16 protein-coding genes and 1 riboswitch are annotated in these 15,777 nt (G+C 74.6%); of the genes, 4 read left to right on the forward strand and 12 right to left on the reverse strand.

The genetic code is table 11. The features are described from left to right. Nucleotides 1-10: 10 nt before the first annotated feature. Nucleotides 11-451, reverse strand: coding sequence for an Lrp/AsnC family transcriptional regulator (locus ACFCX4_RS14235; RefSeq protein WP_376142042.1), 441 nt, complete (start codon nt 449-451; stop codon nt 11-13). Nucleotides 452-729: 278 nt separating this feature from the next. Here ACFCX4_RS14235 and ACFCX4_RS14240 point away from each other — a divergent pair, with 278 nt between their 5' ends. After that, entirely contained in the window at nt 730-1,182 is a 453-nt protein-coding gene (locus ACFCX4_RS14240) for a hypothetical protein (protein WP_376142008.1), read from the forward strand. 192 nt (nt 1,183-1,374) lie between these two features. Here the strand turns inward: ACFCX4_RS14240 and ACFCX4_RS14245 are convergent, their stop codons facing one another. Then, on the reverse strand, nt 1,375-2,538 hold the full coding sequence (locus ACFCX4_RS14245; RefSeq protein ID WP_376142011.1) for an acyl-CoA dehydrogenase family protein: 1,164 nt from the start codon (nt 2,536-2,538) through the stop codon (nt 1,375-1,377). A gap of 312 nt (nt 2,539-2,850) precedes the next feature. Between ACFCX4_RS14245 and ACFCX4_RS14250 the strand changes: the two genes are divergently transcribed. Together ACFCX4_RS14250 and ACFCX4_RS14255 are read left to right on the forward strand one after the other, a co-directional pair. Continuing rightward, on the forward strand, nt 2,851-3,447 hold the full coding sequence (locus ACFCX4_RS14250) for a uridine kinase (RefSeq protein WP_376142044.1): 597 nt from the start codon (nt 2,851-2,853) through the stop codon (nt 3,445-3,447). Between the two features lie 383 nt (nt 3,448-3,830). Next, entirely contained in the window at nt 3,831-5,960 is a 2,130-nt protein-coding gene (locus ACFCX4_RS14255; RefSeq protein ID WP_376142047.1) for an AAA family ATPase, read from the forward strand. A gap of 137 nt (nt 5,961-6,097) precedes the next feature. Here the strand turns inward: ACFCX4_RS14255 and ACFCX4_RS14260 are convergent, their stop codons facing one another. The 10 genes from ACFCX4_RS14260 to ACFCX4_RS14305 all read right to left on the reverse strand — a co-directional run bounded on the left by ACFCX4_RS14260 (nt 6,098) and on the right by ACFCX4_RS14305 (nt 14,947). After that, entirely contained in the window at nt 6,098-7,081 is a 984-nt protein-coding gene (locus ACFCX4_RS14260; protein ID WP_376142013.1) for an NAD-dependent epimerase/dehydratase family protein, read from the reverse strand. Nucleotides 7,082-7,230: 149 nt separating this feature from the next. Continuing rightward, nucleotides 7,231-8,277, reverse strand: coding sequence for a hemolysin family protein (locus tag ACFCX4_RS14265; protein WP_376142016.1), 1,047 nt, complete (start codon nt 8,275-8,277; stop codon nt 7,231-7,233). Further along, complete coding sequence (locus tag ACFCX4_RS14270; protein ID WP_376142019.1) at nt 8,274-9,620, reverse strand: hemolysin family protein; 1,347 nt, start codon at nt 9,618-9,620, stop codon at nt 8,274-8,276. The genes ACFCX4_RS14265 and ACFCX4_RS14270 overlap by 4 nt, the downstream gene beginning before the upstream one ends. Nucleotides 9,621-9,874: 254 nt before the next feature. Then, nucleotides 9,875-10,309, reverse strand: coding sequence for a PH domain-containing protein (locus ACFCX4_RS14275; RefSeq protein ID WP_376142021.1), 435 nt, complete (start codon nt 10,307-10,309; stop codon nt 9,875-9,877). 115 nt (nt 10,310-10,424) lie between these two features. Next, nucleotides 10,425-11,273: an ATP phosphoribosyltransferase gene (gene hisG, locus ACFCX4_RS14280; protein ID WP_376142024.1), complete on the reverse strand. Its 849-nt coding sequence runs from the start codon at nt 11,271-11,273 to the stop codon at nt 10,425-10,427. A 50-nt stretch (nt 11,274-11,323) separates the two neighbouring features. After that, nucleotides 11,324-11,596 carry a phosphoribosyl-ATP diphosphatase gene (locus ACFCX4_RS14285; RefSeq protein ID WP_030306151.1) on the reverse strand — a complete coding sequence of 91 codons (273 nt, stop codon included), beginning with the start codon at nt 11,594-11,596 and terminating at the stop codon, nt 11,324-11,326. Between the two features lie 106 nt (nt 11,597-11,702). Next, nucleotides 11,703-12,173, reverse strand: a complete 471-nt coding sequence (gene ribH / locus ACFCX4_RS14290; RefSeq protein WP_376142026.1) for a 6,7-dimethyl-8-ribityllumazine synthase — start codon at nt 12,171-12,173, stop codon at nt 11,703-11,705. Nucleotides 12,174-12,306: 133 nt separating this feature from the next. Continuing rightward, a complete protein-coding gene (locus tag ACFCX4_RS14295) occupies nt 12,307-13,584 on the reverse strand; it encodes a bifunctional 3,4-dihydroxy-2-butanone-4-phosphate synthase/GTP cyclohydrolase II (RefSeq protein WP_376142029.1) in 1,278 nt (425 codons plus the stop codon). Then, a complete protein-coding gene (locus ACFCX4_RS14300) occupies nt 13,581-14,225 on the reverse strand; it encodes a nicotinamide riboside transporter PnuC (protein ID WP_376142031.1) in 645 nt (214 codons plus the stop codon). Before ACFCX4_RS14300 ends, ACFCX4_RS14295 begins: the two co-directional genes overlap by 4 nt. Next, nucleotides 14,222-14,947, reverse strand: a complete 726-nt coding sequence (locus tag ACFCX4_RS14305) for a riboflavin synthase (RefSeq protein ID WP_376142034.1) — start codon at nt 14,945-14,947, stop codon at nt 14,222-14,224. Before ACFCX4_RS14305 ends, ACFCX4_RS14300 begins: the two co-directional genes overlap by 4 nt. Before the next feature lie 212 nt (nt 14,948-15,159). Further along, a riboswitch (FMN riboswitch) is annotated at nt 15,160-15,287 on the reverse strand. Nucleotides 15,288-15,485: 198 nt separating this feature from the next. Here ACFCX4_RS14305 and ACFCX4_RS14310 point away from each other — a divergent pair. Beyond that, nucleotides 15,486-15,734, forward strand: coding sequence for an SCO4226 family nickel-binding protein (locus ACFCX4_RS14310; RefSeq protein WP_376142037.1), 249 nt, complete (start codon nt 15,486-15,488; stop codon nt 15,732-15,734). Nucleotides 15,735-15,777 lie beyond the last annotated feature (43 nt).

Raw genomic sequence — 15,777 nt, forward strand, 5'->3', positions numbered from 1 at the left:
TGCGGGTCGGTCAGAGCTTCGGGGGGCGTGCCTCGTAGGGGGTGGACAGGACGACGGTGGTGCGGGTGGAGACGCCGGCGGCGCTGCGGATGCGGGCCAGCAGGTCCTCCAGGTCGCCGGGGGCGCCGACGCGGACCTTGAGGATGTAGTTCTCGTCGCCGGCGACGCTGTGGCAGGCCTCGATCTCGGGCAGGTCGGCGAGGCGCTCGGGGGTGTCGTCCGGGGCGCTCGGGTCGAAGGGTTTGACCGAGATGAAGGCGGTGAGCGCCAGGTCGACGGCGTCGGGGTCGACGATGGCCGTGTAGCCGCGGATCACCCCGCGCTGTTCGAGCCGGCGCACCCGCTGGTGCACCGCCGAGGTGGACAGGCCGGTGGCCCTGCCCAGGTCCGTGTAGCTCATCCGGCCGTCCTGGAGCAGCAGCTGGACGATGCGTTGGTCGAGATCCTCCACAAGGCGCAAACCTACCTCCTCGGGGGCGCCCGGATCGCGGCGCGGGGGCGGGCGCGGCCGTCGGCACCGGGGGGCGCACGCGGGGCCCGGGAGGGGGGCGTGGAGCATCGCCGGGCGCGCCCCGGGGTGCCGTACGGGCACATGCCGGACGAATGTGGCGAAGGACACACCCGGTGCATCACAGTGCGCGGAACTGCAGGGTTATGAGTCCGCATCGGCGGGAAGTGCTGGTTGTGGCCCCGGGCGACCACGCCGGGCCCGATCCGAGGGGGATCACCATGCGCGTGACCGACGAGCGCCCGACGGGCGCGGACGACGCCCACGATACGACCGACCGCGAGGACCTCGCGGTCCCCTACGAGGCCGTGCCGGGGGTGGATCCGGGGGAGGCCGACGCCTGGGAGATCTTCCGGGTCCACTGCCCGTCGTGCCGGCGCCCGATCGCCCTCGTGGGCGACGAGGAGCAGCTGCCGCAGCACGCCGTCCTGCCCCGGCCCTGGCACCCCTTCTCCCCCGCGCTGTGCCCGGGTTCGGGCACCCCGACCGACGACCTGGCCGAGGTGGAGAGCGCCGGGGACGCCGAGGCGGCCGGCCAGGGCGGGCCGCTCACGCCGCCCGGTGAACTCGACTGGCGCACCCAGCCGTTCTCGCACGCGACGGTGCACCGCCCGGTCCGTAGCGGCGCGGCGCCGGCCATTCCGGAGCAGCGCGGCCGGTTCTCGCGGCGCTGACCCGCCCCGGCCGCGCGGGCGCCGACCGGACCGCCACCGGTCGCGGCGCCGTCGGCCGGGTCTCCCGTGACGATGTGAACGAACGGCCCCCGGGCGTCGCTCCGCACCCTGGAGCGACGCCCGGAGGCCGTTGGGGCCGGTCCGGGGAGGGCCCCGGGGGGCCGCGGCGGACCGGCCGGTCCGGGGAGGGGCTCAGTCCTTGGTGAGGTGGCGGCCGATCACCAGGCGCTGGATCTGGTTGGTGCCCTCGACGATCTGCAGCACCTTGGCCTCGCGCAGGTAACGTTCGGCCGGGAAGTCCTGGGTGTAGCCGTAGCCGCCGAGGACCTGGACGGCGTCGGTGGTGACCTGCATGGCGGTGTCGGTGCAGAAGAGCTTGGCCATCGCCGCCTCCTTGGAGAAGGCCAGGCCGGCGTCGCGGCGGCGGGCGGCGGCGAGGTAGAGCGCGCGGCCGGCCTCGATCCGGGTGGCCATGTCGGCGAGCATGAAGGACAGGCCCTGGAACTCGGCGATCGGGCGGCCGAACTGGCGGCGGGTGCGCGCGTGGTCGACGGCGAGGTCGAGCGCCGCCTGGGCGACGCCGACCGCGCAGGCGGCGATGCCGAGCCGGCCGGAGTCGAGGGCGGCGAGCGCGATCTGGAAGCCCTGGCCCTCGGCGCCGACCAGCCGGTCGCGGGAGACCCGGACGCCGTCGAAGTGCAGCTGGGCGGTGGGCGAGGAGCGCATGCCCATCTTGCGCTCGGGCGGGGCGGCGGAGAGGCCGGGCCGGTCGCCGGGGACCAGCAGGCAGCTGATGCCGCGCGCGCCCTCCTCGCCGGTGCGCACCAGCGCGCTGTAGAAGTCGGCGTGGCCGCCGTGGGTGATCCAGGCCTTGGTGCCGCCGACCACGTACTCGTCGCCGTCGAGGTCGGCGCGGGTGCGCAGGGCGGCGGCGTCGGAGCCGGACTGCGGCTCGGAGAGGCAGTAGGCGCCGAGCTGTTCGCCGGAGAGCATGCCGGGCAGCCAGCGGTCGCGCTGCTCGTCGGTGCCGAAGGTGGCGAGGGCGTGGCAGGAGAGGGTGTGCACGCTGACGCCGAGGCCGACGGCCAGCCAGCCGGCCGCCAGTTCCTCCAGGACCTGGAGGTAGACCTCGTAGGGCTGGTCGCCGCCGCCGTGCTTCTCCGCGTAGGGCAGGGAGAGCAGGCCGGCCTCGCCCAGGGTGCGGAAGACCTCGCGCGGGAAGCGGCCCTCGGCCTCGTCCCCGGCGGCGCGCGGCCGCAGCTCGCGCTGGACCAGGTCCCGGGTGAGGCCCAGCAGTTCGCGGGCCTCCTCGCTGGGCAGTTGTCGGTCGACGGCCTTGGCGGGGGAGGTGGTCATCTGGGCTGGTCGCCTCCTCGTTCGTTCGCCGGGCCCCGGGTGTGGTGGGGCCCGCGCGGGGTCTGGCAGCTCGGCCGACCGGCACCGGATTGCGGTGAACGGTCGTTCACAGGCGTGGCGAAGCGAGTATGCCTGATCGCGGCGCTGCCGTCACGACCTGCACGGGATCACTGTCCGTATCGGCGTGCGGGCCGCCGTAGGGTTGACAACGTGGCTGCTTCCGAGACTCCCGCCGCCCCGCCAGGGGGGCCCGCCTTCCCGTCGGCCGGGGACCCGGCCGGTGCACCCGGCGCCGGTGCCCGTGCCCTCGACGTGCTCGCCGCCGGGCTGCGGGCGCTGCCGCCGTCCTGCGGCCCGGTGCGGCTGGTCGCGGTGGACGGGCACGCGGGTTCGGGCAAGACGACCTTCGCCGGGCGGCTGGCCGCGGCGCTGGGCGGTGCCCCGGTGGTGCACCTGGACGACCTGGCGACGCACGCCGAGCCGTTCGGCTGGACCGGGCGGCTGCGGGCGCAGGTGCTGGAGCCGCTGGCGGCGGGGCGGGACGCGCAGTACCGGGTGTACGACTGGACGCTGCGCCGGTTCGCCGGGACGGCCCCGGTGCCGCTCGCGCCGGTGGTGCTGGTCGAGGGGGTGGGCGCCGGGCGGCGCGCGGTGCGGCCGTGGCTGAGCCGGCTGGTGTGGATGGAGCTGGACGCGGCGGCGGCCCGGCGGCGCGGCGAGCGGCGAGACGGTCCGGCGCTGGCGGAGTTCTGGGCCGGCTGGGCGGTCGCCGAATCGGCGCATTTCGCCGCCGACCCGAGCCGTCCGTTCGCCGGGACGCTGGTCGACGGGGTGACCGGGCGGATCGCGCCGAGCACCGTCGGTGAACCTTCAACAACCCCCTTGACCTGCGGCATCACCACGAAATAGCTTTCTACCCGTTGCCGGAGTCCCTGATTCCGCGCCCTCGGACCCGGTGTTCCCGGCTTGTTCCCCCGTGAGCCGGGGACACCGTCCGATCTCCGCCCGGACTCCCCGCCCCGGAGCCGGCGGCCCGTCAACGGCCCCCCGCCCGATCGCTTTTGACATCGCGCGGCACCCTTCCGGATCAGCGCCACGCCGGTACGATTCCAGGCAGGCGCAGATGCGCCCCGGGGGCAGACGACCACCGGCGGGTCCGCACACCGCCGCACCGGGCGGGCCCCGAGCCATTTCGCGGGGGGCGTTGAGTGACGACGGTGGAGAGTTCCGACAGCAACAACGCGGGCGGCCCGGCCCCGAACCGGCTCGCCGACCGCGCCTGGCTGCGTGCCATGGACGCCTACACGGCCGGCGCGTACGGCAGGGCCGAGGAGGAGTTCCGGGCCGCCGTGCGGCTCGACCCCGGCATGGCCGACGCCTGGCTCGGCCTGCACGCGCTGCGCAGCGACACCCCCGGCGCGCTGCTCGCGATGCACCGGCATCAGAAACGTTTCGGCGAACAGCGCCGGCGCCACGGCCGGCCGCTGAGCTCCTGGTACTGGCTCGGCTGGTGGGTGCAGCCGGTGCTGGAGACCCCCCGCGACCTCGCGCTGGCGCACGCCTCGCACTGGCTGGACGGGCGTCATCTCACCGAGCTGGACCACGCGTTGGACCAGTGCCCGGCCCCGTCCGACGACCCTTCGGCACGCTTCCTGCACGCCTGCCGCTCCTATCTGCTCAAGGACTGGGAACAGCTGATCCGGGACACCGACCGGCTGCTCGACGACCCGCTGCTCGGCATCGAGGCCGGCCTGTTCGCGGGCATGGCGCGGGTCCGCCTGGACATGTGCGCCCAGGCCCAGGCCCCGCTCGCCGCCTCGCTGGCGCGCTGCCGCTCGGAGCAGCCGCAGCGCAAGGAGCTGCGCTACTGGCTGGCCCGCTCCTACGAGGGCGCCGGGCGCAGCGCGGCCGCGTTACCCCTGTACCGGGCGGTGCACCGGGCCGATCCGGCGTTCATGGACACCGCGGCGCGGCTCGCCGCGATCTCGGCCGAGGACGCCGTCGCCGACACCCTGCTGGACGCCGTCGGGGCCGGCCGGGAGGCCGGGCGGGCGGGCGGGCCGGAGGAGGACGCGCTGGACGCCGCGCTGCTGGACCGGGCGGAGCTCGAACCGCTGGGACCGGACGCGCTGGGACCGGGGTCCGGCGCCGCGGGGTTCCCGGCGGGACCGGTGGACGCCGCGGCCGGCTCCCCCGGCCTCCCGGACCCGTTCGACGGGCCGGTCCCGGACGGGGCGACGCTCGGGCCGGTCCTCGACGGGCCGGTGCTTGACGGGGTCCTCCCGGACGGGGCGTACGGGCCGGACGGGGCGTACGGAGCGGACGGGCCGGAGCCGCAGGAGGCCGGTGCGGACGGCGACGGTCACCCTGCGGTGCCGACCGCGGCGGGCACCGACAACAGGTCGGGCGGCGGGGCCGGTGCTCCCCCGCCGGCGGGCGGCGGGCGTTCCGGCTCGACCGCGCCGCAGCCGGCCGCCGCCTCCCCGGCGGCGCCCGCCGCGGCCCGCGGCGGGGCCGCGCAGGCCCGGCTCGCGAGCGCGTTCCCCGCGTCCGGGCGCGAGGGCGACCGGGCGGAACTGGACGCCGCGCTGGCCGAACTCTCGCTGATGGTCGGCCTGGAGCCGGTCAAGCGGCAGGTCCGGGCGCTGTCCGCGCAGCTGCGGATGGCGCGGCTGCGCGCCGAACAGGGTCTGCCGGTCCAGCCGCCCAAGCGGCACTTCGTCTTCTCCGGCCCCTCCGGCACCGGCAAGACCACCGTCGCCCGGATCCTCGGCCGGGTCTTCCACGCCCTGGGCCTGCTCTCCGGCGACCACCTGGTGGAGGCCCAGCGCGCCGACCTGGTGGGCGAGTTCCTCGGCCAGACGGCCGTCAAGGCGAACGAGCTGATCGACTCCGCGCTGGACGGCGTGCTGTTCATCGACGAGGCCTACAGCCTCTCCAACTCCGGGTACAGCAAGGGCGACGCGTACGGCGACGAGGCGCTGCAGGTGCTGCTCAAGCGCGCGGAGGACAACCGGGACCGGCTGGTGGTGATCCTGGCCGGCTACCCCGAGGGCATGAACCGCCTGCTGGCCACCAACCCCGGTCTCAACTCCCGGTTCACCACCCGGGTCGACTTCCCCAGCTACCGGCCGGGCGAGCTGACCGCGATCGGCGTCGCGCTCGCCGGGCAGGACGGCGACGGCTGGGACGAGGACGCCGCCGAGGAGCTGGCCTCGATCTGCACCCACGTGGTCCGCGAGGGCTGGATCGACGAGCTCGGCAACGGCCGCTTCATCCGCACGCTGTACGAGAAGTCCTGTGCCTACCGGGACCTGCGGCTGACCCTGCTGCGCGAGCCGCCCGGCCGGGAGGACCTCGCCACGCTCCGGCTGCCGGACCTGGTGCAGGCCTACGGCGAGCTGATCGACGGCCGGGCCTGACGCAGGCCCGGTCCGGGGAGGGCCGCACGGTGGCGGCCGCCCCGGACGGGCGGTCCCCGGGGCGGCCGGTCCCCGGGGGCGGGCGGCTCCCCGGCGGACCGGCCCGGGCGTTCCTCTCCCGGACGGCCGGGCGTCCGTCAGCCGGCCAGCACCGCGGCCTCCAGCTCCGGGTCCAGGCCGACCGCCGGCCGGTCCGGGCGCTGCGGGGCGACCCCGCCGACGGAGCGCAGCCACGCCCAGGTGTCGGCGACCGTCCGCGCCGCCGGCCGGCAGCGCAGTCCGGCGGCCACCGCCCGGCCGGTGTCGGAGCCGTGCATGGTGTCGTACAGCTCGCCCGGCGGGATCCAGAACGGGAGCTGGCCCCACGGCTCGATGCCGGCGGCGGCGATCCGCTCCGGGGCGGTCCAGCGCAGTTCGGCGTCCGCGCCGGTGGCCGCCACGCAGGCCTCCAGCAGCTCGCCCATGGTGCTGTGCCCGCGCGGGCCGACCACGTCGTAGGGGCCGCCGAGGCCGGCCGCGAGGGCGTCCAGGGTCCAGGCGGCGAGGTCACGGACGTCGATGAACTGGAGCCCGAGGTCGCGCGGGCCCGGGGCGAGCACCGGGCCGCCGCGGGCGATCCGGTTGAGCCACCAGGGCAGCCGGCCGATGTTCTCGTAGGGGCCGACGATCAGGCCGGCGCGCAGCAGCAGCGCCCGGTCGCCGAAGGCGTCCAGGACGGCCAGTTCGCCGCCGCGCTTGGCCTGCGGGTAGGGCACCCCGCCGTCGTCCGGCGAGCCCTCGACCACGGGGGCGCTCTCGTCGGCCCCGGCCGGCGCCGGGTGGGCGTACACCGACCGGCTGGACACGTACGCGTAGCGGCCGGCCCGGCCGGCCAGCAGCCGGGCGCTGTCGCGCACCGCCGACGGGGCGGCCGACCAGGTGTCCACCACCGCGTCCCACTCCCCCGCGGCGAGCGCGGCGAGCCCGTCCGGCGCCGTGCGGTCCCCGTGGAGGACGCGCGTGCCGGGCGGCGGTGCGTGCGTCCCCCGGTGGAAGACCGTCACCTCCCATCCCCGTTCCAGCGCCGCCTCCGTGACGGCGCGCCCCACGAACTCCGTTCCACCCAGCAGGAGAAGTCTCATGCCGACCACCCTGCCCAGGGGTGGCCGGCATGGGAACGGGGGCACGCTCAGAGCGGAATCGCCCTCGGCGAAACGGGACCGGCGGCGGGGCGGGACGGCCTCCGGGGCGTGGCTGCCCGCCCGCCGGGACGGGACGGGGCCGCCGGGGATCAGGCGGCCGAGCGGTGGTCCGGGTCGTGCACCTCGCCGACCAGTTCCTCCAGCACGTCCTCCAGCATCACCACGCCGAGCGTGCGCCCGTCCTGGTCGAGGACGGCCGCCAGGTGGCAGGCGGCCCGGCGCATCGCGCCCAGCGCGTCGTCCAGCGGCAGGGTCGCGCGCAGCACGGTGATCGGCCGCCACAGCCGGGCCGGGACGGGCACCGTCGGGTCGTCGACGTCGAGGATGTCCTTGAGGTGCAGGTAGCCGAGGTAGCCGTGGCCGGCCGGGTCGCCGTCGGTGACCGGGAAGCGCGAGAAGCCGGTCCGCAGCGCCAGTTCCTCGATCTGGGCGGCGGTGACCTTGGTGTCCACGGTGACCAGCTGCTCGGGGGTGAGCAGGACGTCTGTGAGCGGGCGCCGGCCCAGCTCCAGGGCGTCCTCCAGGCGCTCCTGGCGGTCCTTCTCCAGCAGGCCCGCGTCCCGGGAGTCGGCGAGCAGGTACATCAGCTGCTCGGTGGTGAACACCGACTCCACCTCGTCCTTGCCCTCCACCTTGAAGAGCCTCAGCACGCCGTTGGCGAAGGCGTTGAGGAAGGCGATGACCGGGGCCAGCCAGCGGGCCAGCCGGTCGAGCGGCGGGCCGAGCCAGAGGGCGGCCTTCTCGGGGCCGGCCAGCGCCATGTTCTTGGGCACCATCTCGCCCATCACCATGTGCAGGTAGACCACGACGGCCAGCGAGATGCCGTACGCCAGCGGGTGCTGGAGGCCGGCCGGGAGGCCCAGTGCGTGGAAGGGGCCCTCCAGCAGGTGGGCGATGGTCGGCTCGGCGAGGGCGCCCAGGCCCAGCGAGCAGACGGTGATGCCGAGCTGGGCGGCGGCGAGCATCGCGGAGACGTTGGAGAGCGCGTGCAGCACGGTGCGGGCGCGCCTGTTGCCGGCTTCGGCCAGTGGTTCGATCTGGCTGCGCCGGACCGAGACGACGGCGAACTCGGCGCCGACGAAGAAGGCGTTGCCGAGCAGCAGCAGGAGCGCGACGGCCAGTTGGAGCGCGGTCATCGGGTCCCGTCCTCGTCGTCGCCGAAGAAGTGGTGGTGCCCGGCGGTGCGTTCCACCCGGACCCGGCTGGTCCGGTGCCGGTCCACGACCTCGACGGTGAACCGCCAGCCGGGGAGTTCGGCCTGCTCGCCGGGGTCGGGGAGCTTGCCGAGGAGGTCGGCGACCAGGCCGGCCAGCGTCTCGTAGGGGCCCTCGGGGGCGTGCAGGCCGATGGCGGCCAGCTGGTCGAGCCGGGCGCGGCCGTCGGCGGCCCAGGCGGGCTGCCCGTCGACGGGCGGCAGCGGCAGCAGTTCGGGGGTGTCGGCGGGGTCGTGCTCGTCCTGCACCTGGCCGACGATCTCCTCGACGATGTCCTCGACGGTGACCACGCCGGCGGTGCCGCCGTACTCGTCGACCACGATGGCCATCGGCTGGAGGCGGCGCAGCTGGTCGAGGAGCCGCTCGGCGGGGAGCGTCTCGGGGACCAGCAGCGGCGGGACGGCGAGGTCGCCGACCCGGACGGCGGCGCGCCGCTCGGCGGGGACGGCGAGCGCGTCCTTGAGGGTGACGGTGCCGGTGACCTCGTCCAGGCTGTCGGTGTAGACGGGGAAGCGGGACAGGCCGGTGGCGCGGGTGAGGTTGAGGACGTCGGCGGCGCTGGCGTCGCGCTGGAGCGCGGAGACGTCGACGCGCGGGGTCATCACGGACTCGGCGGTGAGGTCGCCGAGGCCGAGGGTGCGCACGAACAGGGTGGCCGACTCCTCGTCGATGACGCCGGCCCTGGCGGAGTGCCGGGCGAGCGAGACCAGTTCGGCGGGGGTGCGGGCGTGGCCCAGTTCCTCCTGCGGCTCGATGCCGAAGGCGCGCACGGTGCGGTCGGCCGAGCCGTTCAGGACGCTGATCAGCGGGCGGCAGGCGCGGGAGAAGGCCATGTGGGGGGCGGCGACCGCGCGGGCCACCTGGAGCGGGCGGGAGATCGCCCAGTTCTTCGGGACGAGTTCGCCGATCACCATCTGGACGACGGTGGCCAGCAGCATGCCGATGACCACGGCGACGCCGCGGGAGGCGCCGTCGGGCAGGCCGAGGGCGGTGAACACGGGCTTCAGGAGGGTCGACAGCGCCGGTTCGGCGAGCATGCCGACGACCAGCGACGTGACGGTGATGCCCAGCTGGGCGCCGGAGAGTTCGAAGGAGAGGTGGCGCAGGGCCCGGGCGACCCGGCCGGACTTGGCGTCCCCGGAGTCGGCGGAGCGTTCGACGGCGCCGCGTTCCACGGTCACGAACGCGAACTCGGCGGCCACGAAGAGGCCGTTGGCGAGGATGAGCAGGAGGGCCGCGAGGAGCAGCAGCCAGGCGGTGATCACAGTGCCGCCTGCCTTCCGGTGGTCGGAAGTGGGGCGGCGCAGGTACTACCGGACGGATCGTCCATGGACGGGGAGTGTCACTCCTCAGGTCGTTTTCGGGCAGGGCAATGCCTTTGCCCCGCTTTTACCAGCGTAGACCATACTCGTGCGACCCCCGGATCCGCGTTCGGACCCGCCCGGGGGCGGGTCCGCGGGTGTGCGGTCCGGTGGTCCGCGGGTCCGTCGACGGGTACGGGCCGGGGGACCGCGGCGGTTCAGCGGCCGTGGTGCTCGACCAGGTCGCGCAGGGCGCGGGCGTCGGCGATGGCCTGGTTCCGGCCCACCCCGGACTGGATGCCGACGGCGGCGAGCGAGGTGCCGTCGGCGAGGTCGAGGGTGGCCCAGGGGTCGCCCTGGCGGAAGTTCACGCCGACGATCTCCGCCCAGGCCAGCCGGCGGCTGCGGACGAAGTTGACCACGGTCACGCCCTGGGCGTCGGCGCTGACCCGGGGCCGGGCGAGCATCAGGCCGACGCCGGCGAACAGCACGCCGCTGAGCGCCATCATGATCCGGTCGTTGATCTGCCAGTTCGCGGGGAGGGCGACCGCGATCACGGCGAACAGCACCACCAGCAGCGCGCAGACCGGCAGCAGCACCGCACGGGTGCGGCGCGGGGCCCAGGTGACGGGGAACTCGGCGGGGGTGGACACGGGGGGGCTCCGGGGTGGTTCGTGGGTCGGGCAACGGAAGGGGTGGGGACGCCGTGACGGCGGCCCCACCCCATTCAACCGGTGCTTACCCCCGCGGCGGGGGCCGGTCGGTGTGTCAGAGGCGGCAGGCGTGGATGTTGGTGACCAGGATCGCCCGGGCGCCGATGCCCCAGAGGTCGTCCATGATCCGCTGGGCCTCCTTGCGGAGCACCATCGCGCGGACGGCCACCCAGCCCTCGGTGTGCAGCGGGGAGACGGTCGGCGACTCCAGGCCGGGGGTGAGGCCGACGGCGGCGCCGACGTTCTCGGCGCGGATGTCGTAGTCCATCAGCACGTAGCGGCGGGCGACCAGGACGCCCTGCAGCCGGCGCAGGAACTGGTCGACGGCCGGGTCCTCGCCGGCGCCCTTGGGGCGGATCACCACGGAGTCGGAGACGAGGATCGGCTCGCCGAACACCTCCAGGCCGGCGTTGCGCAGGCTGGTGCCGGTCTCCACGACGTCGGCGATGACGTCGGCGACGCCCAGCTGCACCGCGGTCTCCACGGCGCCGTCCAGCTTGGTGACGGTGGCCTTCACCCCGTGGTCGGCGAGGTGCTGCTCGACCAGGCCGGTGTAGGAGGTGGCGATCCGCAGGCCCTCCAGGCCCTGGACGTCCTGGACGTCCACGCCGACCGGGCGGGCGAAGCGGAAGGTCGAGCCGGCGAAGCCGAGCGCGAGCACCTCCTCGGCGTTGGAGTGCGAGTCCAGCAGCAGGTCGCGGCCGGTGATGCCGACGTCCAGGCGGCCGGAGCCGACGTAGACGGCGATGTCGCGCGGGCGGAGGAAGAAGAACTCGACCTGGTTGTCCGGGTCGACCAGGACCAGCTCCTTGGCGTCCTTGCGCTGCCGGTAGCCGGCCTCATGGAGCATCTCCGCCGCAGGACCCGAGAGCGAACCCTTGTTGGGGACGGCGATGCGCAGCATGGAGGTCAGTTCCTTACCTGTTCGGGGGGTGGGGTTCTTCCGGGCCGGGACTAGAGGTACTTGTAGACGTCGTCGAGCGTCAGCCCGCGGGCGACCATCATCACCTGAAGGTGGTAGAGGAGCTGGGAGATCTCCTCGGCGGTCTGCTCGTCCGACTGGAACTCGGCGGCCATCCAGACCTCGGCGGCCTCCTCGACGACCTTCTTGCCGATCGCATGGACGCCCTGCTGGACGAGCTGCGCGGTACGGGAGGACGAGGGGTCGCCGGTGGCGGCCTTCTGCTGGAGCTCGGTGAAGAGCTCCTCGAATGTCTTCGAAGCCATGATGGAGTCACCTTACGGCGTGCGGGCGCACGGGCGGTAAACGGTTCCGGACCGTGGACAATCCGGTGGACGTCCACGGTCCGGGGTGGTGCCGGGACCGCCGCGGTCAGAGCGCGCGCAGCGCGGCGGCGGTGGCGACGGCCGCGGTGACGGCCTCGTGGCCCTTGTCCTCGGCGGAGCCCGGCAGGCCCGCGCGGTCCAGCGCCTGCTCCTCGTTGTCGCAGGTCAGCACGCCGAAGCCGACGGGGACGCCGGTGTCCACGGAGACCTGGGTGAGGCCGGCGGTGGCGGCCTGGCAGACGTAGTCGAAGTGCGGGGTGCCGCCGCGGATCACCACGCCGAGGGCGATCACGGCGTCGTGGCCGTTCTCGGCCAGGCGCTTGGCGGCGACCGGCAGTTCGAAGGTGCCGGGGACGCGCAGGACGGTCGGCTCGGCGATGCCCAGCTCCTTGAGGGCGCGGTGGGCGCCGTCGAGGAGGCCGTTCATCACCTGCTCGTGCCACTGGGCGGCGATCACGGCGACCCTGAGGCCGGCGGCGTTGTCGATGGTCAGCTCGGGGGCTCCGTGGCCGCTCATGTGCGGGTGCCTTTCGGTGGTTCGCGGGACTCGGGTGGTTCGCGGGACTCGGGTGGGACAGGGCTCGGGTGGGGCGGGACGCGGGTGACAGGACTCGGGCGGGGCCGGACGCGGCTGACGGGGAGCGCGGGGCTCAGCCGTCGAGGCCGGGCAGGTCGTGGCCCATCCGGTCGCGCTTGGTGCGCAGGTAGCGGGCGTTGTGCTCGCCGGCCGGGATCTCCACCGGCTCGCGGCCCTTGACCTTGAGGCCGTGCTCGGTGAGCGCGGTGAGCTTCTCCGGGTTGTTGGTCAGCAGGGTCAGCGAGCGCACACCGAGGTCGCAGAGCATCTGGGCGCCGATGCTGTAGTCGCGGGCGTCGGCGGGCAGGCCCAGGTCGAGGTTGGCGTCGACGGTGTCGCGGCCCTGTTCCTGGAGCTCGTAGGCACGCAGCTTGTGGGCGAGGCCGATGCCCCGGCCCTCGTGGCCGCGCAGGTAGAGCACCACGCCGCGGCCGGCCCCGGCGACCCGGCGCAGCGAGGCCTGCAGCTGGGGGCCGCAGTCGCAGCGCAGCGAGCCGAGCACGTCGCCGGTCAGGCACTCGGAGTGCACCCGCACCAGGACGTCCTCGCCGTCCGGCAGCCGGCCGTCGGCGTCCAGGCCGCCGGCGACGAGCGCGATGTGCTCGACGCCGTCGATGGTGCCCCGGTAGCCGATCGCGGTGAACTCGCCGTGGGCGGTGGGCAGCGCGGTGACGGCGGCCCGGTCGACGTGGAGTTCGGTGCGGCGGCGGTAGGCGATGAGGTCCTCGATGGAGATGATCGCCAGGTTGTGCTCGCGGGCGAAGGCGACCAGTTCGGGCAGCCGGGCCATGGTGCCGTCGTCGTTGACGACCTCGGCGATCGCGCCGGCCGGCGCCAGTCCGGCGAGCCGGGCCAGGTCGACGGCGGCTTCGGTGTGGCCGGGGCGCACCAGCACGCCGCCCTCGACGGCGCGCAGCGGGAAGACGTGCCCGGGGCGGGCGAGGTCGCCGGGCCCGGTGCCGGAGGAGGCGAGCAGGCGCACGGTGCGGGCCCGGTCGGCGGCCGAGATGCCGGTGTCGACGCCCTCGCGGGCGTCCACCGACACGGTGTAGGCGGTGCCCTTGCGGTCCTCGTTGACCTGGGTCATCGGCGGCAGCCTGAGGCGGTCGAGTTCGGCGCCGGTCATCGGGGCGCAGATCACGCCGGAGCTGTAGCGGATGGTGAAGGCCATCAGTTCGGCGGTGGCGGCGGAGGCCGCGAAGACGATGTCGCCCTCGTTCTCGCGGTCCTCGTCGTCGACGACGATCACCGCGCGGCCGAGCGCGATGTCGGCGATCGCCCGCTCGACCGGGTCGAGGACGAGTTCGTCGGGCTGGTTCCCGTGCGGCTTCTCGTGCGGGTTCGCGGTCATGCGGAGGCTCCCTGGAGGGCGTGGTCGGTCGCGGGGCGTGCGCTGCGGCCGCGCTGCCACCAGGCGCGCAGGCCGAGCAGGACCAGGACGAAGTAGACGGAGTAGGTGAAGCCGGAGAAGACCAGGCCGTTGTTGAAGGCGAGCGGCACGCCGACCAGGTCGACGGCGACCCAGGCGAACCAGAACTCGACCCAGCCGCGGGCCTGGGCGACCATGGCGGCCAGGGTGCCGACGAAGATGTAGGCGTCCGGCCAGGCGTCCCAGGAGAGCTGCGGGAAGACGGTGAACAGGGTGCCGACGGCCAGTGTGCCGAGTGCGGTGCCGCCGATCAGCGCGGCGCGTTCACGGCCGGTGGCGAACCGCACGGCGACGTCGCCGTCGCCGCGGGCGCCACGCTGCCAGCGGGTCCAGCCCCAGACGGCGGCGAGGACGACCACGACCTGCTTGCCGACGCCGCCGCTGAGGTGGGCGGACCAGTAGGCGCCGACCAGGACGACGCCGGAGAGCAGCTGGACCGGCCAGGTCAGCCGGGTGCGCCGCCAGCCGAGGGCGAGCGCGGCGAGGCCGAGCAGGTTGCCGATGATGTCCGAGCGGTAGACGTCCTGACCGATCAGGTGGACGGTTCCGTTGAGCCAGTTCACTGGTCCTCCCCCGTGGGTTCTGCGGCGGTGGTCGCGGTGGCGGTGTCCGCGAGGGTGTTCGCGGCGCTGTCAGCGGCGAACGCCGCGGGGAGGGTCCGGGATTCCAGCAGCCGCTCGACGTACTTGGCGAGGACGTCGACTTCGAGGTTGACGCTCTCGCCGGCGGCCTTGGTGCCGAGGGTGGTCAGCGCGAGGGTGGCCGGGATGAGGCTGACGGTGAAGCTGTCGCGGGCGGCCTCGACGACGGTGAGGCTGACGCCGTCGACGGTGATCGAGCCCTTCTCCACCAGGTAGCGGGTGACGGAGCCGGGCAGTGAGAACCGCAGCACCTCCCAGCGGAGCGCGCCGGCCGCGTCGCGCTCGCCGGGCTCGCGGCTCAACAGCCTTCCGGTGGCGTCGACATGACCCTGCACCAGGTGTCCGCCGAGCCGGGCGCCGAGCGCCATGGCGCGCTCCAGGTTGACCCGTGAGCCGGGCTTCAACTCGCCCAGGCTGGAACGGTGGAGGGTCTCGGCCATCACGTCGGCGCTGAACTCGCCGGTTCCGGCGGCCAGTTCGTCGGGGGTGTCGACGACGGTCAGGCAGACGCCGTTGACCGCGATGGAATCGCCGTGGTGCGCGTCCTGACAGACCACCGGACCGCGCAGGCGGATCCGCGAGGAGTCGCCGATCTCCTCGATCGACACGACCTCGCCGAGCTCTTCGATGATGCCGGTGAACACCCGGGTCCTCCTCGCGCTTGGGGCGCGGACTCCGGGGTGCGGCACGGGAGATGACACGGACGGGCGTGAGGGTGCGCGGGGCCGCCGGACGGCTGCGCGACCCGTCGCCGGGCTGCCGCCGCACCGGACGCCGGAGCGGGTCGCCCCGTCCGTCGCCGCACATCACCGCCCGCGGTCCACCGGGGGACCACGGGTACCGCTCACTCGTCCGCCGCGCACGCCTCCCATCCGGACTTTAACCGTCGGTCCAGGAATTTCACCTGGTCAACCGGCCGCTGGCTGCGGACGGGTCGCGGACTGTAACCGCCGGTTCGGATTTTCACCGACCCCGGAGTGCGCTGAACGTCACTGCTACTTCTGCGGTCATTGTGCCACGGCCGGAGCGGGGCCCGGGAGAGGTCCCGGTTGTGGGCTGTTTCACGCGACCGGCGGGAATGCGGGCGGCGCCGGGCGGGCGCAAGCTGGTGGGAGGGGGCCGGCACGGGCCGGGCGCGGTCGATGTCCCGTCCGGCACCATTCGCCAGGAGGTGCGAGCGCGATGGCCAGGTTCATGGACGTCCACCACGGGATGGCCGGCATCACCGAGGAGGAGCTGCGGATGGCGCACCAGGCCGATCTCGACATCCAGGCGGACGAGGGCGTGCGGTTCCGGCAGGCCTGGGCCGACCCGGAGGCGGGCGTCGTCTACTGCCTGTCCGAGGCCCCGTCGAAGGAGGCCGTGCAGCGGGTCCACGAGCGGGCCGGGCACCGGGCGGACGAGGTGCATCCCGTACCGCTGTCCGTCTGAGGCGCGCGGCGGCGCCGCCGGGGGCGGGCACCCGGGTCGCGGG

This window comes from Kitasatospora sp. NPDC056327 (assembly GCF_042261735.1).
Classification (GTDB): domain Bacteria; phylum Actinomycetota; class Actinomycetes; order Streptomycetales; family Streptomycetaceae; genus Kitasatospora.